A 20,741-nucleotide genomic window follows, 5' to 3' on the forward strand; every position below is an offset into this window, starting at 1 on the left:
GAAGAGGCGATGACCGTCACACTTCATGTCTGCATCACCTGCCGCGCCGGCCAGACGCTCGGCGAGGGCGAGACGACGCCCGGCAAGCGCCTGCATGGCGCGATCCTCGAGGCCGGCGTGCCCGAGGGCGTCAGCGTGGTTCCCGTCGAATGCCTGTCGGCGTGCAGCCAGGGCTGCTCGGTCGCGCTCAGCGCGCCCGGCCGCTGGTCCTATGTCTATGGCCGCCTGTCCGATGCGAATGCGCAGGACGTGGTCGCAGGTGCTGCGGCCTACGCGGCGGCGCCCGACGGAATCGTGCCCTGGCGCAGCCGTCCCGAAATCTTCCGCAAGCAGTCGCTTGCCCGTATTCCCCCTGTTACCGTCGTGCCGGAGGCCGCTGAATGAACTCGCTCGCAAAAGTCCCGGTTACGGTCGTCACGGGTTTCCTGGGCTCCGGCAAGACGACGCTGATCCAGCATCTGCTCAGCAACGCCGGCGGCAAGAAGCTCGCGGTGCTCGTCAACGAGTTCGGCAGCGAGGGCGTCGACGGCGAGATCCTGAAGGCCTGCGCCGATGCGAACTGCCCGGAGGAGAACATCGTCGAGCTCGCCAATGGCTGCATCTGCTGCACCGTCGCCGACGATTTCATTCCAACCATGGAGCAACTCTTGGCGCGCCCGGTGCGGCCCGATCACATCCTGATCGAGACCTCGGGCCTGGCGCTGCCAAAGCCGCTGCTGAAGGCGTTCGACTGGCCGGAGATCCGCTCGCGCATCACGGTCGACGGCGTGATCGCGCTGGCCGATGCCGAGGCTGTCGCCGCCGGCCGCTTCGCGCCGGATCCGGCTGCGGTGGAAGCGCAGCGCGCGGCGGACGACAATCTCGATCACGAAACGCCGCTGTCGGAAGTGTTCGAGGACCAGATCGCCTGCGCCGACATCGTGCTGCTGACCAAGGCCGATCTTGCGGGCGCAGCCGGAATCGAAGCCGCAAAAGCGGCGATCACCGCCGAGATGCCGCGCCGCGTGCCGATGCTGCCGGTCACCGACGGTGCGATCGATGCGCGCGTCATTCTCGGCCTCGGCGCTGCCGCCGAGAATGATCTCGCCGCGCGGCCATCGCATCATGACGGCGAGGAGGAGCACGAGCACGATGATTTTGCCTCGGTCGTGATTGACCTTCCGGAGGTCGCCGACATCGACGCGCTGGTCGCATCGGTCCAGAAACTGGCGCGCGAGCAGAACGTGCTGCGGGCGAAGGGGTACATCGCGGTCGCTGGCAAGCCGATGCGCCTGTTGTTGCAGGCGGTCGGCGAGCGGGTGCGCCATCAGTTCGACAAGCCCTGGGGCGCGGGTCTCAGACAGTCGAAGCTCGTCGTGATCGGCGAACATGGCGATATCGACGAGGCCGCCATCAAGGCAGGACTTGGTCTTTCAGGATCTGGCATCTGATGCACGTCGTCTTCCGCGAGAGCCGCGGTCTCGAGGAGACCGCGACGCCAAGAGACATCGGCCAGGACCCGGCCGATCTCGTGGTGCTCTCGTATTCGGATTCCGATTTGGCCGCGTTTGCGGCCGGCTGGCGCCGCGGTCGGGGCAGCCTGCCGTCGCTGCGGCTGGCCAATCTCGCGGAGCTGCGTCATCCGCTGTCGGTCGACACCTATATCGAGCGCACGCTGTCGCAGGCGCGCGGCATAATGGTGCGCCTGATCGGCGGGGAATCCTATTGGGCGTACGGGCTTGCGGCGCTCCAGCAACTCGCGCAAGAGCGCAACATCGTGCTCGCCGTGCTGCCGGCGGACGGCCGCGACGACGCGCGGCTGGATGCGTACTCGACCCTGCCAGTCTCGACGCTGCGGCGGCTCAAGGTGCTCTGCGACACCGGTGGTCCGGTCGCCGCGCAAGCCGCGATCGCGCAGCTCGCGCTGGCCTCGGGCCTCTATGCCGGCCCGGTCATCGGCGAGATGACCGTGCCCGAGATGGGCTTCTACGATCCCGCGCGCGGCGTCATTGCCGCGCCGGCGGGCGGCGAGGGCAAGCCGCGCGCACTCGTGACGTTCTATCGCTCCTATCTCACCGCCGCCGATACGGGGCCCGTCGACGCCTTGATTGCGGCGCTGCGCGAGAAGGGATTTGACGCCTACGGCGCGTTCGTCACCTCGCTGAAGGCGCCGGGCGCTGCCGACTGGCTGCGCGCGCATCTGGCACAACATCCTGCGGCGGCGATCGTCAATGCGACGGCGTTCTCGGCCCTTGGCGATGACGGCACGACGCCGTTCGATGCCGCATTCTGTCCGGTGTTCCAGGTCGCGCTCTCGACGGCGCGGCGCGAAGATTGGGCGGAATCACTGCGTGGCCTGTCGCCCGGCGATCTCGCGATGCATGTCGTGCTGCCGGAGGTCGACGGCCGCCTGTTCGCAGGCGTGGTGAGTTTCAAATCGGCCGGTCAGCGCGATCCCGATCTGCAATTCGCGCATCTAGCGCACAGGCCCGACGAAGAGCGCGTCAACGCCGTTGCCATGCGCGTCGCGGCTTGGCGTCGCCTCGCGGAGAAGCCCGCCGGCGAGAAGCGGTTGGCAATCGTGCTCTCGAATTATCCGGGCCGTCCGCATCAGATCGCGCACGCCGTTGGTCTTGATGCGTTGGCGTCGGTCGAGGCTTTGATTTCCGATGTCGCTGAGGTCGGCTTCGACGTTGCGCCGGTTGATGCGCTCGGCGAGACACTGTTGAAGCAGAGTTTGACTTGGGGCGTCGCCGATTATCGAGCGGGGCTGTCGCGCCTGCCGCAATCCTTGCAGGACGATCTCGCGCGCGCCTGGGGCGCGGTGGAAAACGACCCGAGCTGCCGCGATGGTGCGTTCCACTTCGCCGCCATCGCGTGCGGCCGGTCGGTCATTGCGGTTCAGCCCGAGCGCGGCGACGCGGCCTCGCGCGATGCCGATTATCACGATCTCGCCTGCACGCCGCGCCACGCCTATGTCGCATTCTATCTCTGGCTCAGGCAGCAAGGCTGCGATGCTGTCGTGCATATGGGCGCACATGGCACGCTGGAATGGCTGCCCGGAAAATCCGTGGCGCTGTCGCAAGCGTGCTGGCCGGAAGCGCTGATCGGCGATCTCCCCGTCATCTATCCCTTCATCGTCAACGATCCCGGCGAGGCCGCGCAGGCCAAGCGGCGCATCGGCGCGGTCACGATCGGCCATCTGCCGCCGCCGCTTGAGACATCCGCGGTGCCGGAGGGCCTGCGCCGGCTCGAACGCCTGCTCGACGAATATTCGACCGCCGATGGTCTCGATCCCGCGCGCCGCCAGCGGCTGATCGCGGCGATCCGTGACGAGGCGCGGGCGGCGGGTCTCGAAGACGATCTCGGCCTCGATGCAATGGCCGCACCGGCCGAAGCCATCCCGCGGATCGACCGCTTCGTCTGCGACCTCAAGGAGAGCCAGTTCGGCGATGGCCTGCACGTGTTCGGCCGCGGTGCCTGCGGCGAAGCGGAGCGCGATGCATTGCGTTCCGTGCTCGCCGGAAAACGCGTTGCCCCCGGGCCGTCGGGCTCCCCGTATCGCGGGCGTCAGGATGTGCTGCCGACAGGGCGCAACCTCTTCGCCGTCGACCCGCGTGCGGTGCCGACGCCGTCGGCGCATGCGCAGGGGATAAAACTCGCCGAAGAGCTGTTGCGCCGTCATCTGCAGAATCACGGCGACTGGCCGAAGGGCCTCGTCATCGATCTCTGGGGGTCGGCGACCATGCGCACCGCAGGCGAAGAGTTTGCGATGGCGCTGCATCTGGCGGGCCTTGCGCCGCGCTGGGATCACGCTTCCGGCCGTGTCACCGGTTATGACATCATCGCGCCGGCCGAGCTCGGCCGTCCGCGCATCGACGTCACCCTGCGGGTATCCGGCCTGTTCCGCGACGTCTTCGCGGGGCTCGGGCAATTGTTCGAAGCCGCCGCCGAGGCGCTCGCCGCGCGCGAGGACGAGGGCGATGAGAATCCCTATCGCCAGCGTGCGTCCCGCGTGTTCGCGCCGCGGCCGGGACAATACGGCGTCGGCCTCTCGGCTATCCCGGATGCCTTCACGCCGGACACGCGCGAGGCCGCAGGCGAAGCGTGGCTGTCGGCATCGTCCTGGGCGTTCTCTGCCGATGGCGCGATGCAGCCGGATCGCGCTGGTATCGAACAGCGTCTCGCGTCCGCCGATGCTTTTGTCCATGTCCAGGACTTGCCCGAAACCGATCTGCTGCTGGCCGCCGACTATGCCGCGCATGAGGCAGGCATCGCCGCGGCAGCCGCGAACCTCGGCGCAGGCGTGCCGTCGCTCTATCACCTCGATGCGACGCGGCCCGGCGAGCCGCATGCGCGCACGCTGACGGAAGAGATCTCGCGCGTCGTTCGCGCACGGGCGGCCAATCCGGCCTGGATCTCCGGCATGATGCGCCACGGTTTCCGCGGCGCCGCCGAGATCACCGCGACGCTGGAGCACATGGCCGCCTTCGCGCATCTCGCCGGCGCGGTGCCGCCGCATCTGTTCGACCTCTATTACGACGCGACACTCGGCAACGACGACGTCCGCGCCTTCATGGCGCACGAAAATCCGTCCGCACTCGCCGCGATGGAAACCTGCTTCACGCGCCTGCGCGAAGCCTCGCTCTGGCGAACCCGCCGCAATTCGATTGCAGCGGCGCTGCGGGAGGCCTCATGAGCGCGACCACGGTCAAGGGTTGGTGTCCCGGCGCGCTGCGCCCGATGCAATCGGGCGACGGGCTCGTGGTGCGCGTGCGTCCGTTCGGGGGACGCCTTGAAGCACCACAAATCTCCGGGCTTGCGGAACTCGCCGAGCGCTTCGGCAACGGTCTAATCGACGTCACGAGCCGGGCCAATCTGCAGATCAGGGGCGTTCAGGAGGACGGCCATCGGCCGTTGCTCGATGGTCTGGCGCAACTGGCGCTGCTCGATCCCGACGCCGACATCGAAGCCAGGCGCAACATCCTGGTGACGCCGTTCTGGAGCAACGGCGACGAAACGCAGTCGCTCGCCGCGGAGCTCGAGGAGGCGCTTGCCGATTCTGGCCTGGCGCTTCCCACCAAGTTCGGCTTCGCCATCGATGACGGGCGGTCGCGTGTTCTCGCCGGCGATTCCGCCGACATCCGCATCGAGCGCGACCGCTCGGGCGGTCTCCTGGTGCGGGCCGATGGCGCCAAGCTCGGTCGTTCCGTTGAACGCGGACAGGCCGTGAGCGCGGCGCTGGCGCTCGCAAGCTGGTTCATCATCTCCGGCGGTGCAAACGGCGGGCGAGGGCGCATGGCAGCCCACATCGCATCCGGCGCCGTGTTGCCTCAATCCTTGCGCGGCGAGACCGAGCCTGCGCCGGTGATGGCCGCGGTGCGTCCCGGGCACTATCCGCAAGGCGCAATGGTCGGGGTGGCGTTCGGGCAGATGCTGCACGCGACGCTGCATCAATTCTCTGCTTGCGGCCATGCGCTGCGCATGACGCCCTGGCGGATGGTGCTGAGCGAGGGCAAGCGCGAGATGCCGAGCGCGGCGGGGCTCATCACCAGGCCCCATGATCCGGCGCTGCGCGTCATCGCCTGCAGCGGCGCGCCGCGCTGCCGCGAGGCCCATGCCGATACGCGCGCGCTGGCCGCGGCGCTGGCGCCGCGCATCCCCGCCGACGCGCGACTCCACGTCTCCGGCTGCGGCAAGGGCTGCGCCCATTCCGGCGCGGCTGCGGTTACCCTGATTGCGACGCGCGCCGGGTTCGATCTCGTCCGCGACGGCTCGACCCGCGACGCGCCGGTCCTGCGCGGGCTGAACGGCGCCGACATCGTCAGCGATCCCTCCATCCTGGTCGGAGGGAACTGATGCCGCACACCTACGAGACCGACGGCGCTGTGATCTACCGGCAATCCTTTGCCACCATCCGGGCCGAGGCCGATCTCGCGCGCTTCACGTCGGACGAGGAGCAGGTGGTGGTGCGGATGATCCATGCCGCCGGCATGGTCGGCCTCGAGGCGCATATCCGTTTCACCCCTGATATGGCGATTGCCGCGCGCGCGGCCTTGCAGAAGGGCGCGCCGATCCTGTGCGACGCGCGCATGGTCTCCGAAGGCATTACGCGCGCGAGGTTGCCCGCGGCCAATGCCGTGATCTGCACGCTCGGCGATCCCGCCGTGCCCGCGCTGGCGCAGTCTATGCGCAACACGCGCTCGGCCGCGGCCCTGGAGCTGTGGCGGCCGCATCTTGATGGCGCGATCATCGCGATCGGCAATGCACCGACCGCGCTGTTTCATCTGCTCAACATGCTGGAGGATCGCGACTGCCCGCGGCCGGCTGCGATCATCGGCTGTCCGGTCGGCTTCGTCGGCGCGGCCGAATCCAAGGCCGCGCTGATGGCCGATCCGCCGGCACCGGCGCTCACCGTCGAAGGCCGCCTCGGCGGCTCCGCCATCACGGTTGCTGCCGTGAACGCGCTGGCAAGCCGGAGCGAATAGCCATGGGACGCATCATCTGCTGCGGTCTCGGCCCCGGCGATCCTGATCTGATGAGCGTGCGTGCCGATCGTACGGTGCGGGGCGCTAGCCACGTCGCCTATTTTCGCAAGAAGGGCAGGCCCGGTCAGGCGCGCCGCATCGTCGATGGCATGCTGGCTGCGGGCGTTACCGAATATCCCATGGAATATCCTGTTACGACGGAGATCGCTTTCGACAGCCCCGAATATGTCCAGCTGCTCGCCGGCTTCTACGACGAATGGGCCGAGCGCCTGGCGCGGCTTTCGCGCGCCGTCGACGTCGTCGTGCTCTGCGAGGGCGATCCTTACTTTTACGGATCGTTCATGCATCTGCACACGCGCCTGCAAGGCCGCGTCGAGATCGAGGTGATCGCCGGCATTCCCGGCATGGTCGGCTGCTGGAACGGCGTCGGCCGGCCGATCGCGCTCGGCGACGACGTGACGACGGTGCTGATGGGCACGCTGCCCGAGGCCGAGCTCGAACGGCGCATGCGCGATTCCGATGCACTGGTCGTCATGAAGACCGGCCGCAATCTCGCAAAAGTGCGCCGCGCGCTCAGCTCCGCCGGGCGGCTCGCCGATGCCTGGCTGGTTGAGCGTGGCACCATGCCAGGCGAGCGCGTGGTGCGGCTCGCCGAGATCGATGCGGCCGACTGTCCCTATTTCGCGATCGTGCTCGTGCACGGCAAGGGCCGGCATCTGGATGCCGCCGAATGACAGGCACACTGACCATCGCGGGCCTCGGGCCGGGCAGCGACGCGCTTGTGACGCCGGAAGTTTCCGCCGCGCTTGCGACGGCGACCGACATTCTGGGCTATGCGCCCTATGTCGCGCGCGTGCCGCCGCGGCCTGGGCTCACTCTGCATCCATCCGACAATCGCGAAGAGCTGCAACGCGCGAGCGAAGCCCTGCGGCTTGCCGCCGAAGGCGGTCAGGTCGTCGTCGTCTCTTCCGGCGATCCCGGCGTGTTCGCGATGGCATCCGCCGTGTTCGAGGCGCTCGAGCAGGCGCCGGAATTTCGTGAGCTTTCGATCCGTGTGCTGCCCGGCGTCACCGCGATGCTGGCGGCCGCCGCGCGTGCCGGCGCGCCGCTCGGCCATGATTTCTGCGCGATCAACCTCTCCGACAATCTCAAGCCGTGGGCAGTGATCGAGAAACGCCTGCGCCTCGCGGCGGAAGCCGATTTTGCCATCGCGATGTACAACCCGCGCTCGGCCAGCCGCCCGGAAGGATTCGGCCGTGCGCTGGCGCTGCTTCGCGAGGCCGGCTGCGGCGAGCGTCTCATGATCTTCGCGCGCGCGATCAGCGCGGCCGATGAAAAGATCGAGATCGTGACGCTGAACCAGGCGACGCCCGAGATGGCCGACATGCGCACGCTTGTCATCGTCGGCAATTCGCAGACGCGCCGCATCGGCCGCTGGGTCTATGCGCCGAGGCGCGCAGAATGACCGAGCCATTGCATCACGTCAGTGACACTCTCGACCCTTTGGCGCTCGGGCAGCTCTGGTCGCGAGATCATGATTACGGGAAGGCCGAGCATGCGCGCCGCGTCGATCTTGGCGCGCGCGCCGTCGCCGCCGGAATTGCGGGCGACGATCCAGGCGATGCCGCGCGTGTGCAGCATCTCCAACTCGCCGTCGAGGGTGAAGGGGCCACGCGATACGATCACATCGGCCGCGAAGGGCAGCGACGCTTCGGGCGGATCGACGAAACGCAGCGTGTAGGCATGTTGCGGCTTGGCCGCGAACGGCGCGATGTGCTGACGGCCGATGGCGAGGAACACGTTTGTCGGCACCTCGGGCAGGGCCGCAACGGCGGCGTTGACGTCGGCGACCTCGATCCAGTTGTCGCCGGACACCCTGGTCCAGGGCGCGCGCTCCAGCGCGATCAGCGGCGCATTGGTGTCCGCGCAGGCCTCGACCGCATGACGGCTCATTTCGGCAGCGAACGGATGCGTCGCGTCGATGACATGCGTGATGCCTTCGCGGCGGATGTAGTCGGCCAGCCCGCTCACGCCGCCAAACCCGCCGATGCGCGTCGGCAGCGGCTGATCGGCGGGCGCGCGGGTGCGGCCGCCATAGGAATAGACGGCGTCGATGCCGGCGCGCGCGATCTCCGCGGCGAGCAGGCTCGCATCGGCCGTTCCGCCCAGAATGAGGGCGCGAATCATGAATGAGCCCTGGCTGACCATCATCGGTATCGGCGAAGATGGCCTTGCCGGGCTGTCGGAGGCAAGCCGAAAGGCGCTTGCCAAGGCCGAAACCGTGTTCGGCGGCGAGCGCCATCTTGCGCTTGCCGAAATTGGCAGCCGCGGTCGTCCATGGCCGGTGCCGTTCGATGCGAATGTCGTGCTGAGCTGTCGCGGCAGGCCGACGGTGGTGCTCGCCTCCGGCGATCCGTTCTGGCATGGCGCTGGCGCAAGCCTCGCCGAGAAGCTCGATAGCGGCGAATGGATCGCGCATCCCGCACCTTCGACCTTCTCGCTTGCGGCCGCGCAGCTGGGGTGGCGACTCGAATCCACCGTCTGCCTCGGGCTTCACGCCGCACCGTTCGAGCGTCTCGGTCCGCATCTGGCGCGAGGGGCGCGCATCATCTGTCTCGTGCGCGATGGGAAAGCGGCTGGCGATCTGGCTAGGTGGTTGAGCGAGCGCGGGTGGGGCGCCTCGGCCTTCTGGATGCTCGCCGCCCTCGGTGGCCCGCGCGAAAGCGTCACAGAATATCGCGCCGATAGTCTTGCCGGTGATCTCGCCGGAAACCTGGTCACCGTCGCCGTCGAGGCGAAGGGCGGACAGGGGATGCCCCGCAGTTCGGGATTATCGGACGACCTCTTCATGCATGACGGCCAGATCACCAAGCGGCCGGTACGTGCGCTCGCGCTCTCGGCGTTGGCGCCGCGGCCCGGCGAACGGTTGTGGGATATCGGCGCAGGTTCAGGCTCGATCTCCGTGGAGTGGGCGCTGTGTGGTGGGACGGCGAGTGCAGTCGAAGCGCGCGAGGATCGCGCCGCGAACATCCGCAAGAATGCAGCCGCCTTCGGTTTGGCACATCGGATCACAGTCGTCACGGGCAGGGCACCGGAAGCTCTTGCCGGGTTGGAAGCGGCGGATGCCGTCTTCATTGGCGGTGGTCTCGACGAAGTGTTATTTGATGCGATCTGGCCGCGGTTCTCGCCGGGTGCGCGGCTCGTGGCGCATGCTGTGACGCTGGAGACGGAAGCTCTGCTCGGCGAGCTGCATCGGCGTCACGGCGGCGAACTGATGCGGGCCGAAATTTCGCATGCCGCCCCGCTCGGCCGCTATCGGTCGTGGGAGGCAGCACGCCCCGTGGTGCAGTGGAGTGTGGTGCGATGAAGGTCGCCGGACTCGGCTTCAAGCGCGATGTGACGCTGGCTTCGCTGCGTGAAGCGCTGCTCGCTGCGGGCGGTGCGGAAGGGCTTGCGGCGATGGCAACCGTCAGCGATAAGGCCGACATAGAGGCGCTGAAGCAACTCGCACGTGAATGCGGCGTGCCGATCAGGGCCGTTCCGGCCGCGACACTGGCCGGCATCGACACGCCCACGCAATCGAAGCTCGTCGCGGAGAAATTTGGCACCGGATCTGTAGCCGAGGCTGCGGCGCTCGCGGTCGCCGGTCCGCGCGCGCGGTTGATTGCAGCACGGGTTGTCTCGCAGGATCGCACCGCGACCGCCGCGATTGCCGAAGGAGACGGCCCATGACGGTGCATTTCATCGGTGCCGGGCCGGGCGCACCCGATCTGCTGACGTTGCGCGGCCGCGATCTGATCGCGGCCAGTCCGGTTTGTCTCTATGCCGGCTCGCTGGTGCCGGAAGGCGTGTTGGCGCATTGCCCGCCCGGCGCACGTATCGTCAACACCGCGCCAATGTCGCTCGACGAGATCATCGCCGAGATCGCAGCCGCGCATGCGGCAGGCCTGGATGTCGCGCGGCTGCATTCCGGCGATCTCTCAATCTGGTCGGCGATGGGCGAGCAGCTCCGCCGTTTGCGTGCGCTCGGGATTCCCTACTCGGTGACACCCGGCGTTCCCTCGTTCTCGGCTGCCGCGGCCGCGCTGGAGGCTGAGCTGACGCTGCCCGGTCTTGCTCAGACGGTCGTGCTGACGCGCACGCCGGGCCGTGCCAGCGCGATGCCCGAGGGCGAGAAGCTCGCCGCGTTCGCTGCGACCGGCGCGGTGCTCGCGATCCACCTGTCGATCCATCTGCTCGACCAGGTCGTCGCCGAGCTGACGCCGCATTACGGCGCGGATTGCCCGGTCGCGATCGTCTGGCGCGCGAGCTGGCCGGAGCAGCGCATCGTGCGCGCGACGCTTGCAACGCTCGGTGCGTTCGTGGGTGGCGAGATGGAGCGCACGGCGCTGATCCTGGTCGGCAAGACGCTTGGCGCTGCCGATTTTGACGAGAGCCGCCTCTATGCCGCCGACTACGACCGCCGCTACCGGCCGGTCGGTGCCGAGCCGCGCTTTCCGGAGGCGTCGTGATGCCGGCGAGCCTTGTCATCTCCGCGCCGGCCTCCGGCGTCGGCAAGACGACGCTGACGCTGGCGCTCGCCCGCGCCTGGCGCAAGCGCGGCTTGAACGTGCAGTGCTTCAAGAGCGGCCCCGACTATATCGATCCCGCCTTCCACGCCGCGGCCACGGAACGCGCCTCGGTCAACGTCGACAGCTGGGCGATGGATCGCAGCACCATCGCGCATCTCGTCAGCCGTGGCGGCGATGCAGATGTCGTGCTCGCCGAGGGATCGATGGGCCTGTTCGACGGTGTCGCTGCGCGCGGTGTCTCCGGCACGGGAGCGACCGCTGATATCGCGGAGATGCTGGGTTGGCCGGTGGTTCTGGTGATCGATCCCTCCGGCCAGGCGCAGACTGCGGCAGCGATCGCCGCCGGCCTTCGCGATTACCGCGCCGGCGTGCGCCTTGCGGGCGTCGTGCTCAATCGCGTCGCCAGCCCGCGCCATGAGGATCTGGTGCGGCGCGCGCTGAAGGAGGCCGGCATCAAAGTGTTTGGCGCGCTGCCGCGCCATGCCGAGATCAGCCTGCCGAAGCGGCATCTCGGCCTCGTGCAGGCCGAGGAGCAGGCCGAGATCGGCGAGCTGATCGACGAGGCCGCGCGCTTTGTCGCCGAGCACGTCGATCTCGATGCGGTGCTCCACGCGGCAGGCCAATGGTCGCCGCAAGCTGTGGCGAACGGCTTGAACGTGAGGCCGCCCGGCCAGCGCATCGCGCTGGCGCGCGATGCGGCGTTCTCGTTCGTCTATCCGCATATGCTGGAAGCCTGGCGCGCCGCGGGCGCCGAGATCGCGCCGTTCTCGCCGCTGGCCGACGAAGCGCCCGACGCGAGCGCCGACGTGTGCTGGCTGCCGGGCGGCTATCCTGAGCTGCATGCGGGAAAGATCGCGGCCAATGCGCGCTTTCGCAGCGGCTTGCGCGCTTTCGCCGAGACGCGGCCGGTGCATGGTGAATGCGGAGGCTATATGGTGCTGGGCACAGGCCTCACCGACGCCGACGGTATCAGCCATGAGATGGCGGGGCTGCTTGGCCTCGAGACCAGCTTTGCCAAGCGCCGCATGCATCTCGGCTATCGTCTTGCTGAACTGGCTGCGCCGATGCCGGGGCATCAGCCTGGCGCGCGCCTGCGCGGCCACGAGTTCCACTATTCGACCATCCTCGCCCAGCCCGATACGCCGCTCGCGGTCGTGCACGATGCGACCGGCACGGTCATTGCCGAGACCGGCTCGCGCCGTGGCCATGCCACCGGCACGTTCTTCCATCTGATTGCGGAGGACCGGTGAGCGGCTTCGTCTCTTTCGTCTCCGCCGGCCCCGGCGATCCCGAACTCCTCACGGTGAAAGGCGCGGCGCGGCTGCGCGAGGCCGACGTCGTGCTCTATGACGATCTTGCCTCCGGCGCGATCCTCGATCTCGCCCGGCCCGGCGCCAATCTCGTTGCGGTGGGAAAGCGGGCCGGGCGTCCCTCGACCAAGCAGCACCACGTCAACCGTCTCCTGGTCGACTATGCCGCAACCGGCGCGCGCGTGGTGCGGCTCAAGTCCGGCGATGCCGGCATTTTCGGCCGGCTCGAGGAAGAACTGGAAACGCTGCGCGAGGCCGGCATCGGCTACGAAATCGTTCCCGGCGTCACATCCGCCTGTGTCGCCGCCGCCCAGGCCGGTATTCCCCTGACCCGCCGGCATACCTCCCGCCGGGTGCAGTTCATCACCGGCGCTGACGTCACGGGCGAGCTGCCGCCCAATCTGAATTGGGCGGCGCTGGCCGATCCCGAGGCGACGACCGTGGTCTATATGGGCCGGCGCACCTTTCCGGCGCTTGCCGCGAAATTGATCGCGCACGGGCTCGCTCCCAACACTCCGGCGCTGTTCGCCGAATCCCTCGGGCGATCTGACGAACGATTGGTCCGCACCACGATTGCCGAGCTTGCCGAGCAGCTTGGACGCGGCGGCGCCGCTTCCACCGCTGCCGTCATCCTGTTCGGCGCGCTCGCAGGAGAATATCCGGCATGACGGCTCCGGCAGCGGTTCGCCCCTTGACGCCCGCGATGCGAAAGGGGCACACAAGAGCGGCATGGTGCTCGACGCGGCGCAAAGCGCCGGAGCATAATCGGGAATGGGGATGGGCGGACCCAGTTGCGGCGCCCAAAACCCCAGCCGCCCCCGCGACTGTAAGCGGTGAGGGCCTCCGAACCGCCACTGGACCGCAAGGTCCGGGAAGGCCGGAGAACCCAGTGAACCGCGAGCCAGGAGACCGGCCGTGCACGTATTGAGGCCAAGGCCGTCGGGTGTGACGGCAGGAAGGAATTGAGCCATGCATATCGAACCCGAGATCGTGACGGGCGCCAAGCTCGTATTGAGTTACGCAACCGGCATCGCCGCAGGCGGCGTTGCCTTGAAGCTTGCGGTCGAGACCGTGCGAGAGCAGGGCGCCGGCTCGTTCGCGGCGCGCACGCTCGCCACCACGGGCCTCGTCTTCACTTTCTTCCAGGTCCTGCCGCATTTCCCGGTCGGCGTCTCCGAGGTGCACTTCATCCTCGGCTCGACCCTGTTCCTGCTGTTTGGTGCTGCGCCTGCGGCCTTCGGCCTCGCGTTCGGCCTGCTGCTCCAGGGCGTGTTGTTCGTGCCGACCGATCTGCCGCAATACGGCATGAACGTCACCACGCTTCTGGTGCCGCTGTTCGCGATCCAGGCGCTGGCGAGCCGGATCATTCCGCGCAAGACGGCTTACGTCGATCTGCAATACCGCCAGGCGCTGGCGCTCTCGACCGCCTACCAGTCCGGCATCGTCGCCTGGGTGGCGTTCTGGGCGCTCTACGGCTCCGGCTTCGCTGCGACCAACCTCGCCAACATCGCGGCCTTCGCCGGATCCTATGCGCTGGTGATCGTGATCGAGCCGCTCGCCGATCTCGCCGTGCTGGCGCTGGCGAAGTCGCTGCGTGGCGTCACCGCGCCCGGCCTCGTCACGCCGCGCCTGCACAACGCGGCCTGAGAGACCAGCGAAAGGGCGGCCGCCGTGGCCGCCCGTCGCGCTCGCGATGCTCACGCTCTCCCTGATAGGCATCGGTTGCGGCGATCCCGAGCAGCTCACGCGCGCCGCGACCCGGGCCATCAACGCGGCCGATCTCATCCTGATTCCGCGCAAGGGGACCGCGAAGTCCGATCTTGCCGATCTCAGGCGGACGATCTGCGCCGGCGTGCTCACCGACAAGACGACGCGCATCGCCGAATTCGATCTTCCCGTGCGCGATGCGACCGAGGCGGACTACCGCAAGGGCGTCGACGATTGGCACGATGCGGTGGCCGCGACCTGGTCGCAGACGATCGCACGGCACCTCGAAGGTGGCGGCAAGGTCGCGCTGCTGATCTGGGGCGATCCGTCGCTCTACGACTCCTCGCTGCGCATTGCGCGGCGGCTCGATCCATTGCCGACAATCGAAGTTGTGCCAGGCATCACCTCGATCCAGGCGCTGTGCGCGGCGCATGCGCTGCCGCTCAACGATATCGGCGAGCCGTTCCTGGTCACGACGGGGCGGCGCCTGCGCGAAGGCGACTGGCCGCAGGGTGTCGATACCGTCGTCGTGATGCTCGATGGCGGCACGGCGTTTCAGTCGCTCGATCCGGCCGGGCTTGACATCTGGTGGGGGGCCTATCTCGGCATGCCCGATCAGATCCTCATGTCCGGCGCGCTGGCCGAGGTCGGCCCGCGCATCGTCGCGTTGCGGCAAGAGGCGCGTGAGCGGCACGGCTGGATCATGGACAGCTATATCATCAAGCGCAGGCGTTGAGCGAGGCAGCATGCTTCCCGAATGGATATATCAGAACTGCCCCGAGGTCTCCGAAGGTGATCGCGAGGCGGCCATCGCGCGGCAGGCGCAACTGACGAAGCCGACCGGCGCGCTCGGCCGGCTCGAGCAGCTCGCGATCGAGCTTGCGGGCTTGCAGGCGACCGGGCAGCCGCGCGCCGCGCGGGTGCCGATCATCGTCTTCGCCGGCGACCACGGCATCGTCGCGCAGGGCGTGTCGGCCTATCCGCAAGCCGTCACCATCGCGATGATGGCAAATTTTGCGGCCGGAGGCGCCGCGATCTCGGTGCTGGCGCGCGAGCTGGGTTCGAGCCTCGAGGTGGTCGACGCCGGCACGCTGGCCGATGAGCAGATGGCGGGAATCGTCACCGACAAGCCGCGCAGCGGCACGCGCGATTTCAGTGTCGGGGCCGCGCTCATTCCGGCGGAATTGGCCTTCGCCTTCGAGGCCGGCCAGCGCGCGGTGGTGCGCGCCGAGGCCGGCCGGCCTGATCTCTTGATCTTCGGCGAGATGGGGATCGGCAACACCACGACGTCGGCGGCGATTGCCGCGAGTCTGCTCAGTGTCAGCGCCGGAGAGATCGCGGGCAGCGGGACCGGCGTCGATGCGTCGGGCCGCGCGCACAAGGCGCGGGTGATCGACGCGGCGATCGCGCATCACGGCGTTGCGGGGGCGTCGCCCGAAAAAATCCTGTGCGCGGTCGGCGGCCTCGAGATCGCGGCGATCTCGGGCGCGATCATCGCGGCCGCGCAACGCCGCATTCCCGTGTTGATCGACGGCTTCATCGTCTCGGTGGCGGCGCTGGCGGCGGCGCGCCTCAACCCGTCCTGCCAGCCGTTCCTGTTGCCCTCGCATCAATCGGCCGAGCAGGGACATCGGCTGGTGTTGCGCGCGCTGAACGTGCAGCCGCTGATCAGCCTCGATCTCAGGCTTGGCGAGGGATCGGGTGCCGCCATCGCGCTGCCGCTGGTCCGCTCTGCTTGCGCACTTCACAACGGCATGGCGACGTTCGCGCAGGCCAACGTGCCGGATCGGCCTAGCTGACTCGCTGATTCACGCAGACGACACGCCAGCCGCCCGCGAGCCGGTCGATCCGGGTCAGCGACAGCGGATCGATCACGAAGCGCAAGGCGACTTGCGGCGTCAGGTCGAGTGCGATGCAGAGCGCGGCCCGAATGGTCCCGGAATGGACGACCAGCGCTGCGGGGCCTGCGCCAATCTGCGACAAGCCCACGCGGACGCGCCCAACCTGATCCGCAAAGCTTTCGCCATTCGGCGGCCGTCCGTGCGCGGGATCGCGCCAGACCTGCGCGTAGGCCTCGCCGCCGGTCGCGGCCAGCTCGTCATGCCGATGGCCGGTCCAATGGCCGAAATCCTGCTCACCGAATTCGCTGACCAGCTCCGGTTCGAGCCCCAGCGCGCGCGCCGTCTCGACCGTGCGACGGGCCGGGCTGGCATAGCCGGCGACATCCGGCGGCATGCGCTGCCTGAGAGCCGCCAATGCCGCATGATCGCCGAGGTCGGCCCGCGCATCGGCCGCATGGATCGTTCCCGCCACGCCTGCGACGGCTGCATGCCGTATCAACCAGAGGAAGGTCTCGCCTTCCATGCTCTTCTCCAAGGAAATTGCTTGCTGTGGCCACAACGCCGCAACTGGCACATTGACTCTGTCTTGGTGGTAATCCTAGATGCTCGCGACGGTTTTCCCGAGAGGGAATGAAAAGGGAATGCGGTGCGGGGAAAATTGTCCCCAATGCCGCGGCTGCCCCCGCAACTGTAAGCGGTGAATCCTTCGTCACGAGCCACTGGGTCCTCGGTCCCGGGAAGGCGACGAAGCGGTCACGACCCGCGAGCCAGGAGACCTGCCGTCAGCCGTGGTCACACGCGAAGATGTCGGTCGGGGAGTACAGACATTCGGCTTCATCGGACGGCTGCAAGGCCAAAGGTGAAACCTCGTTCGCTGTGACGTGCCACTGACGTCATACCGAGGTTTGTACCTGTGTCTTCCATCCGTATCGCACGACCGCGCCGCGTCCTGCTGCTTTCCGCCGCGTTCACCTCCTTTGCGGTTCTCGATCTGCCTGCCGCTCTGGCGCAGCAGGCCCGAGAGTCACTGCCACCCGTCGAGGTGTCGCCCGCCCAGGCCCGCAAGCCGGCCAAACCGGCAGCAGGAACGGCGCAGAGCGCGCGCCGCGCGGCAGCGCGCAGGCCGGCGGCTGTATCCGCAGCGCCAAGACCCGTCACGCCGGATTCGACGGTGCAGACGCCGCTCAACACCAATGCCGTGGCCGAAAGCGCCTCGCGGCTCGGCCTGACGGTGCGGCAGACGCCCGCGACCGTCGAGGTTGTCTCCGCCGAAACCATGCGTGAGCAGGGCTATCGCACCGTGTCCGAGGTGGCGCAGGGCGCCGTCGGCGTCACCTCCGGCGACAACCCCGCCGAACCTTCCGCCTTCTCGATGCGCGGCTTCACCAACAGCCAGATCAACACGCTCTACAACGGCATCAAGATCGGTCCGCAGAACATGACCTCGCGGATCGTGGACACCGCCAATCTGGAGGCTGTGGAATTTCTCAAGGGCCCGGCCTCGCTGATTTCGGGCGAGGGCGCCGCGGGCGGCGCCATCAACTTCGTCACCAAGCAGCCGCACACCGGAGCTGTCCGCAACGAGGCCGATTTCTCCTGGGACTCGCTGAACTCGTTCCGTGCTCATTATGGCTCAGGTGGCAGCACCAATGTGCAGGGACTGGACTATCGCTTCGATATCAGCCGTTCCGCCCTCAACGGCTTTGCCGATGACACCAATGTCAAGACGTTCGGCACGTCCGGCCAGCTCAACTACCGTGTTTCCGACAGCCTCAGGATCTGGGGTGCGGTCGAATATCGCGAAGACCGCTCGAAGGCCTATTGGGGCGCGCCGCTGGTGCCGATCACCTTCAGCGGTTCGCATGCGACGACGGGGATCGTCTCCGGCAATTACGTCTCGAATTACAACGGAACCAATCTCGGTGCCGTCACCATCGACGACCGCACCTTCAACACCAATTACAACGTTCTCGATAACCGCAACGTGGCGCAGGAAGTGTGGCTGCGTGGCGGCTTCGAGCTGAAGCTCGCGCCTGACCTCACGCTGAAAAGTCAGGCCTATGGCTATGGCGCGGAACGGACCTGGTTCAATAACGAGATCGAGGCGTTCAATTCCACCACGAACCTGGTCGATCGCGAGCGTTTCTATGTCGCCCACAGCCAGCGGCTGGTCGGCAACATCACCGACCTGATCTGGGATACAAATATTGCGGGCTTCGACAACCGGCTGGTCACGACGCTGTCGTCGAGCTATCTCGATTTCGTCAGGCCCGGCGCGGCAAACTTTCCCGGCGATTCCGTTTCGCTGGTCGACCCCAACCGCGGTTTCTACGGCCTGCTCACGACGCAGCAGCAGACCGCGCGCATCGACAACGAGGCGCTGTCATTCGAGGACCGGCTCAAGCTGACGCGCAGCTTCGCGCTGATCGGCGGCCTTCGTGTCGAGCACATCGGGCTCGACCGCAACTCGACCGATAAGAACGGTGTGGAGAAGGCGGGCTTTCCATTCGCGAAAGACTGGGCGCCGGTCACGGGGCGCATCGGCTACACCTGGGAGGCCGTTCCCGGCCTCACCTTCTTCAGCCAATACGCCACCAGCGCCGACGTCGCAGCCAACAACATCTTCCTGCTCTCGCCCACCCAGCCGCTCGATCTGACCACCGCGCGCACCTATGAGACCGGTGTCAAGCACCTGTTCTGGGACAATCGGGCGGAGTGGTCGTTCTCGGCCTATGACATCCTGCGCAAGAACGTCTATGCGGCCGCCGGCGGCATGCAACTGAACATCGCCGGACGACAGGAGTCGAAAGGCGTCGAGCTTGCCGCTTCGATACGCCCGATCGAGCCGCTGCGGCTGTGGGGCAACATCGCCTATGTCGATGCGCGCTATGCCGACTACAATTTTGCCGGCGGCTCGTTCTCCGGCAACACGCCGCCAAACGTGCCGCGTATCGTCGCCAACGCCGGCGCATCGTACCGGTTCTTCACGCCCTGGCCGGTGGAGCTTGGCATCACCGGCCGTCATGTCGGCGACCGCTACAACACCGACGCCAACGTCGTGACGATGAAGGCTTACACCGTGGCCGACGTCTACGCCTTCGTCGACATCCCCAAGACGGCGTTCAATGCGGTCGACCAGGCCCGCCTGACCTTCCGTGTCCGCAACATCACTGATAAGCGCTACGCGATCTGGGGCGATCCGTTCTATCCGGACCAGATCCTCCTGGGCGCGCCGCGCACCTATGAAATATCGGCCGCGTTCAAATGGTGAGGCCTTGAGCGCATGATGAGCGCGATCGTCCTCACGCATCGCTGGCTCGGCATCGCGTTCTGCCTGCTGTTCGCGATGTGGTTCGCGAGCGGGATCGTCATGCACTTCGTCCCGTTTCCGTCGCTGACGGAAGCGGAGCGATTTGCCGGACTTGTGCCGGTCGATCGCGACGGGATGAGGATCTCGGTCGCGGACGCCGTTGCGGCGAGCGGGATTGCCGATGCCACGCGTGTTCGGCTGATCCAGCGGAGCGATGGACCGGTCTACGTCGTTTCGGGCTCCGCAGGTTCGCGAGCGGTTCGCGCCTCCGATGGAGGAGACGCGTCGGTGACATCAGCCGATGTCGCGCTCACCATCGTGCAAGCTTATTCACGTCAGCGCGGGCTTGAGGCGGTGCGCGCTGCGATCGTCGCGCGGTCGGATTACGATCAATGGAGCGTGCCGAACGGTTTTGATCGGCATCGCCCCTTGTCTCGCGCCGCTCTCGGCGATGCCTCTGGAACGGAGGTCTACGTTTCGTCGCTGACCGGCGAAGTCGTCCTGGATACGAGGCGCAGCGAGCGCGCGTGGAACTGGGCCGGCAGCGTGCTGCACTGGATCTATCCGACAATTCTGCGCAGCAGCTGGGCGCTGTGGGATGGCGTGATCTGGACGCTGTCGCTGCTGGCCCTGATCGCGGCATTGCTTGGCGCGGTGCTCGGAATCGTGCGTGTGAAAAGGCGGGGACGCCAGCTCTCGTCGCCCTATCGGGGCTGGCACGCCCTGCATCACATCATCGGTCTCGTCGCGACCGTGTTCGTGCTGACCTGGATCTTCAGCGGCTGGCTGTCGATGGATCACGGCCGCCTGTTCTCGCGCGGGCAATTGACGCCGGCAGAGGCCGGCGTGGTGAACGCCGCGCCGGATTGGCGAGACGCGTCGTCGCTCGATCCGCAGCCAATATCGCCGTTGGCCCGCGAGGTCGAATGGTTCGCCTTCAACGGCCATGTCTATCGGCGCGACCGGGTTGGTCTCGGCCGTCAGGCGTTGATCAGGGCAGGGGACGCGCCGCGCGATGGACCGGCGTCATACCTGGATAGGCAGGAGATCGGCGACCTGACGGCGCGCCTTGGCACCGGCTGTGCCGCACCGTTCCTGCTCGCCGGCAACGACGACTATCCGGCGCAATCCGCACTTCCGGGGGCCCCCGTCTACCGGACGACCTGCGGCGATCTCTGGTTCGATGTCGATGCTGCCGATGGCAAGCTGCTGCAAAGACTGGACCCGTCGCGCCGCGCCTATCGCTGGCTTTACAGTGCGCTGCACACGCTTGATTTCCCGATTCTGCTGGCTCATGCGCGGCTGCGTGACGCTCTCATTGTCGGGCTCTGTACGCTCGGGCTGATGTTCTCCATCACAGGCATCGTCATCGGCTGGCGGCGCTTGCGAGCACGGCTGGCGAGCGCATAGCCAGTCGCGAAATCTCCGTACCCGGCGCGACCCGTTCGGCGCGCCGGGTTATCCACCAGCGGCCGGTGATGTCCTCGCTTACCGACCGTACAATAAAGAGAGGCTGAGCCGACCTGCGTGCATAG

19 protein-coding genes and 2 riboswitches are annotated in these 20,741 nt (G+C 67.5%); of the genes, 17 read left to right on the forward strand and 2 right to left on the reverse strand.

Going from position 1 to position 20,741, the window contains the following annotated elements; all coding sequences use genetic code 11:
- Positions 1–9: 9 nt before the first annotated feature.
- From I6F20_RS28895 to cobJ, 7 genes are read left to right on the forward strand one after another with little or no spacing between them, the layout of a single operon-like run.
- On the forward strand, positions 10–384 hold the full coding sequence (locus tag I6F20_RS28895) for a DUF1636 family protein (RefSeq protein WP_036005458.1): 375 nt from the start codon (positions 10–12) through the stop codon (positions 382–384).
- Positions 381–1,430, forward strand: coding sequence for a cobalamin biosynthesis protein CobW (cobW, locus tag I6F20_RS28900; RefSeq protein WP_225128905.1), 1,050 nt, complete (start codon positions 381–383; stop codon positions 1,428–1,430). Before I6F20_RS28895 ends, cobW begins: the two co-directional genes overlap by 4 nt.
- Positions 1,430–4,678: a cobaltochelatase subunit CobN gene (cobN, locus tag I6F20_RS28905; RefSeq protein ID WP_225128906.1), complete on the forward strand. Its 3,249-nt coding sequence runs from the start codon at positions 1,430–1,432 to the stop codon at positions 4,676–4,678. The genes cobW and cobN overlap by 1 nt, the downstream gene beginning before the upstream one ends.
- Positions 4,675–5,838, forward strand: a complete 1,164-nt coding sequence (cobG, locus tag I6F20_RS28910; RefSeq protein ID WP_225128907.1) for a precorrin-3B synthase — start codon at positions 4,675–4,677, stop codon at positions 5,836–5,838. Before cobN ends, cobG begins: the two co-directional genes overlap by 4 nt.
- The gene (locus I6F20_RS28915; RefSeq protein ID WP_036005374.1) at positions 5,838–6,467 is read left to right on the forward strand and encodes a precorrin-8X methylmutase; all 630 of its coding nucleotides are present in this window, start codon (positions 5,838–5,840) and stop codon (positions 6,465–6,467) included. The genes cobG and I6F20_RS28915 overlap by 1 nt, the downstream gene beginning before the upstream one ends.
- Before the next feature lie 2 nt (positions 6,468–6,469).
- Positions 6,470–7,201 carry a precorrin-2 C(20)-methyltransferase gene (locus I6F20_RS28920; RefSeq protein WP_036023524.1) on the forward strand — a complete coding sequence of 244 codons (732 nt, stop codon included), beginning with the start codon at positions 6,470–6,472 and terminating at the stop codon, positions 7,199–7,201.
- Positions 7,198–7,932: a precorrin-3B C(17)-methyltransferase gene (cobJ, locus tag I6F20_RS28925; RefSeq protein ID WP_036005370.1), complete on the forward strand. Its 735-nt coding sequence runs from the start codon at positions 7,198–7,200 to the stop codon at positions 7,930–7,932. Before I6F20_RS28920 ends, cobJ begins: the two co-directional genes overlap by 4 nt.
- Here cobJ and I6F20_RS28930 read toward each other — a convergent pair.
- Positions 7,908–8,654: a cobalt-precorrin-6A reductase gene (locus I6F20_RS28930; protein WP_074448201.1), complete on the reverse strand. Its 747-nt coding sequence runs from the start codon at positions 8,652–8,654 to the stop codon at positions 7,908–7,910. The two genes, cobJ and I6F20_RS28930, sit on opposite strands and share 25 nt — an antisense overlap.
- Between I6F20_RS28930 and cbiE the strand changes: the two genes are divergently transcribed.
- The 8 genes from cbiE to cobT all read left to right on the forward strand — a co-directional run bounded on the left by cbiE (position 8,653) and on the right by cobT (position 15,854).
- On the forward strand, positions 8,653–9,834 hold the full coding sequence (gene cbiE, locus I6F20_RS28935; RefSeq protein WP_225128908.1) for a precorrin-6y C5,15-methyltransferase (decarboxylating) subunit CbiE: 1,182 nt from the start codon (positions 8,653–8,655) through the stop codon (positions 9,832–9,834). The genes I6F20_RS28930 and cbiE overlap by 2 nt on opposite strands.
- Positions 9,831–10,199: a cobalamin biosynthesis protein gene (locus I6F20_RS28940; protein ID WP_036023534.1), complete on the forward strand. Its 369-nt coding sequence runs from the start codon at positions 9,831–9,833 to the stop codon at positions 10,197–10,199. Before cbiE ends, I6F20_RS28940 begins: the two co-directional genes overlap by 4 nt.
- Positions 10,196–10,978: a precorrin-4 C(11)-methyltransferase gene (cobM, locus tag I6F20_RS28945; RefSeq protein WP_225111825.1), complete on the forward strand. Its 783-nt coding sequence runs from the start codon at positions 10,196–10,198 to the stop codon at positions 10,976–10,978. The genes I6F20_RS28940 and cobM overlap by 4 nt, the downstream gene beginning before the upstream one ends.
- On the forward strand, positions 10,978–12,288 hold the full coding sequence (locus I6F20_RS28950; RefSeq protein WP_225128909.1) for a cobyrinic acid a,c-diamide synthase CobB: 1,311 nt from the start codon (positions 10,978–10,980) through the stop codon (positions 12,286–12,288). The genes cobM and I6F20_RS28950 overlap by 1 nt, the downstream gene beginning before the upstream one ends.
- Positions 12,285–13,016 (forward strand): uroporphyrinogen-III C-methyltransferase, encoded by a 732-nt coding sequence (gene cobA / locus I6F20_RS28955; RefSeq protein ID WP_225128910.1) that lies wholly within the window; start codon positions 12,285–12,287, stop codon positions 13,014–13,016. The genes I6F20_RS28950 and cobA overlap by 4 nt, the downstream gene beginning before the upstream one ends.
- Before the next feature lie 45 nt (positions 13,017–13,061).
- A riboswitch (cobalamin riboswitch) is annotated at positions 13,062–13,280 on the forward strand.
- Between the two features lie 37 nt (positions 13,281–13,317).
- Positions 13,318–13,995 (forward strand): energy-coupling factor ABC transporter permease, encoded by a 678-nt coding sequence (locus tag I6F20_RS28960; protein WP_225128911.1) that lies wholly within the window; start codon positions 13,318–13,320, stop codon positions 13,993–13,995.
- A 46-nt stretch (positions 13,996–14,041) separates the two neighbouring features.
- The gene (gene cobF / locus I6F20_RS28965; RefSeq protein WP_225128913.1) at positions 14,042–14,791 is read left to right on the forward strand and encodes a precorrin-6A synthase (deacetylating); all 750 of its coding nucleotides are present in this window, start codon (positions 14,042–14,044) and stop codon (positions 14,789–14,791) included.
- 10 nt (positions 14,792–14,801) lie between these two features.
- Entirely contained in the window at positions 14,802–15,854 is a 1,053-nt protein-coding gene (gene cobT / locus I6F20_RS28970; RefSeq protein WP_225128915.1) for a nicotinate-nucleotide--dimethylbenzimidazole phosphoribosyltransferase, read from the forward strand.
- Here cobT and I6F20_RS28975 read toward each other — a convergent pair.
- Positions 15,847–16,419, reverse strand: a complete 573-nt coding sequence (locus tag I6F20_RS28975; protein WP_225128917.1) for a histidine phosphatase family protein — start codon at positions 16,417–16,419, stop codon at positions 15,847–15,849. The genes cobT and I6F20_RS28975 overlap by 8 nt on opposite strands.
- Before the next feature lie 72 nt (positions 16,420–16,491).
- A riboswitch (cobalamin riboswitch) is annotated at positions 16,492–16,694 on the forward strand.
- A 115-nt stretch (positions 16,695–16,809) separates the two neighbouring features.
- Here I6F20_RS28975 and I6F20_RS28980 point away from each other — a divergent pair.
- Complete coding sequence (locus I6F20_RS28980) at positions 16,810–19,167, forward strand: TonB-dependent receptor (protein ID WP_225128918.1); 2,358 nt, start codon at positions 16,810–16,812, stop codon at positions 19,165–19,167.
- Between the two features lie 12 nt (positions 19,168–19,179).
- Complete coding sequence (locus tag I6F20_RS28985) at positions 19,180–20,616, forward strand: PepSY domain-containing protein (protein WP_225128920.1); 1,437 nt, start codon at positions 19,180–19,182, stop codon at positions 20,614–20,616.
- The last annotated feature ends 125 nt before the right edge of the window (positions 20,617–20,741 follow it).

The sequence above is a fragment of the Bradyrhizobium sp. IC3123 genome, from assembly GCF_020193625.1.
GTDB classification, from domain to species: domain Bacteria; phylum Pseudomonadota; class Alphaproteobacteria; order Rhizobiales; family Xanthobacteraceae; genus Bradyrhizobium; species Bradyrhizobium yuanmingense.

What these genes read in the sequence shown, in the direction of transcription:
- I6F20_RS28895 (WP_036005458.1), top strand. Translation starts at nt 10, where the DNA reads ATGACCGTCACACTTCATGTCTGCATCACCTGCCGCGCCGGCCAGACG.
- cobW (WP_225128905.1), top strand. Translation starts at nt 381, where the DNA reads ATGAACTCGCTCGCAAAAGTCCCGGTTACGGTCGTCACGGGTTTCCTG.
- cobN (WP_225128906.1), top strand. Translation starts at nt 1,430, where the DNA reads ATGCACGTCGTCTTCCGCGAGAGCCGCGGTCTCGAGGAGACCGCGACG.
- cobG (WP_225128907.1), top strand. Translation starts at nt 4,675, where the DNA reads ATGAGCGCGACCACGGTCAAGGGTTGGTGTCCCGGCGCGCTGCGCCCG.
- I6F20_RS28915 (WP_036005374.1), top strand. Translation starts at nt 5,838, where the DNA reads ATGCCGCACACCTACGAGACCGACGGCGCTGTGATCTACCGGCAATCC.
- I6F20_RS28920 (WP_036023524.1), top strand. Translation starts at nt 6,470, where the DNA reads ATGGGACGCATCATCTGCTGCGGTCTCGGCCCCGGCGATCCTGATCTG.
- cobJ (WP_036005370.1), top strand. Translation starts at nt 7,198, where the DNA reads ATGACAGGCACACTGACCATCGCGGGCCTCGGGCCGGGCAGCGACGCG.
- cbiE (WP_225128908.1), top strand. Translation starts at nt 8,653, where the DNA reads ATGAATGAGCCCTGGCTGACCATCATCGGTATCGGCGAAGATGGCCTT.
- I6F20_RS28930 (WP_074448201.1), bottom strand. Translation starts at nt 8,654, where the DNA reads ATGATTCGCGCCCTCATTCTGGGCGGAACGGCCGATGCGAGCCTGCTC.
- I6F20_RS28940 (WP_036023534.1), top strand. Translation starts at nt 9,831, where the DNA reads ATGAAGGTCGCCGGACTCGGCTTCAAGCGCGATGTGACGCTGGCTTCG.
- cobM (WP_225111825.1), top strand. Translation starts at nt 10,196, where the DNA reads ATGACGGTGCATTTCATCGGTGCCGGGCCGGGCGCACCCGATCTGCTG.
- I6F20_RS28950 (WP_225128909.1), top strand. Translation starts at nt 10,978, where the DNA reads ATGCCGGCGAGCCTTGTCATCTCCGCGCCGGCCTCCGGCGTCGGCAAG.
- I6F20_RS28960 (WP_225128911.1), top strand. Translation starts at nt 13,318, where the DNA reads ATGCATATCGAACCCGAGATCGTGACGGGCGCCAAGCTCGTATTGAGT.
- cobF (WP_225128913.1), top strand. Translation starts at nt 14,042, where the DNA reads ATGCTCACGCTCTCCCTGATAGGCATCGGTTGCGGCGATCCCGAGCAG.
- cobT (WP_225128915.1), top strand. Translation starts at nt 14,802, where the DNA reads ATGCTTCCCGAATGGATATATCAGAACTGCCCCGAGGTCTCCGAAGGT.
- I6F20_RS28975 (WP_225128917.1), bottom strand. Translation starts at nt 16,419, where the DNA reads ATGGAAGGCGAGACCTTCCTCTGGTTGATACGGCATGCAGCCGTCGCA.
- I6F20_RS28985 (WP_225128920.1), top strand. Translation starts at nt 19,180, where the DNA reads ATGATGAGCGCGATCGTCCTCACGCATCGCTGGCTCGGCATCGCGTTC.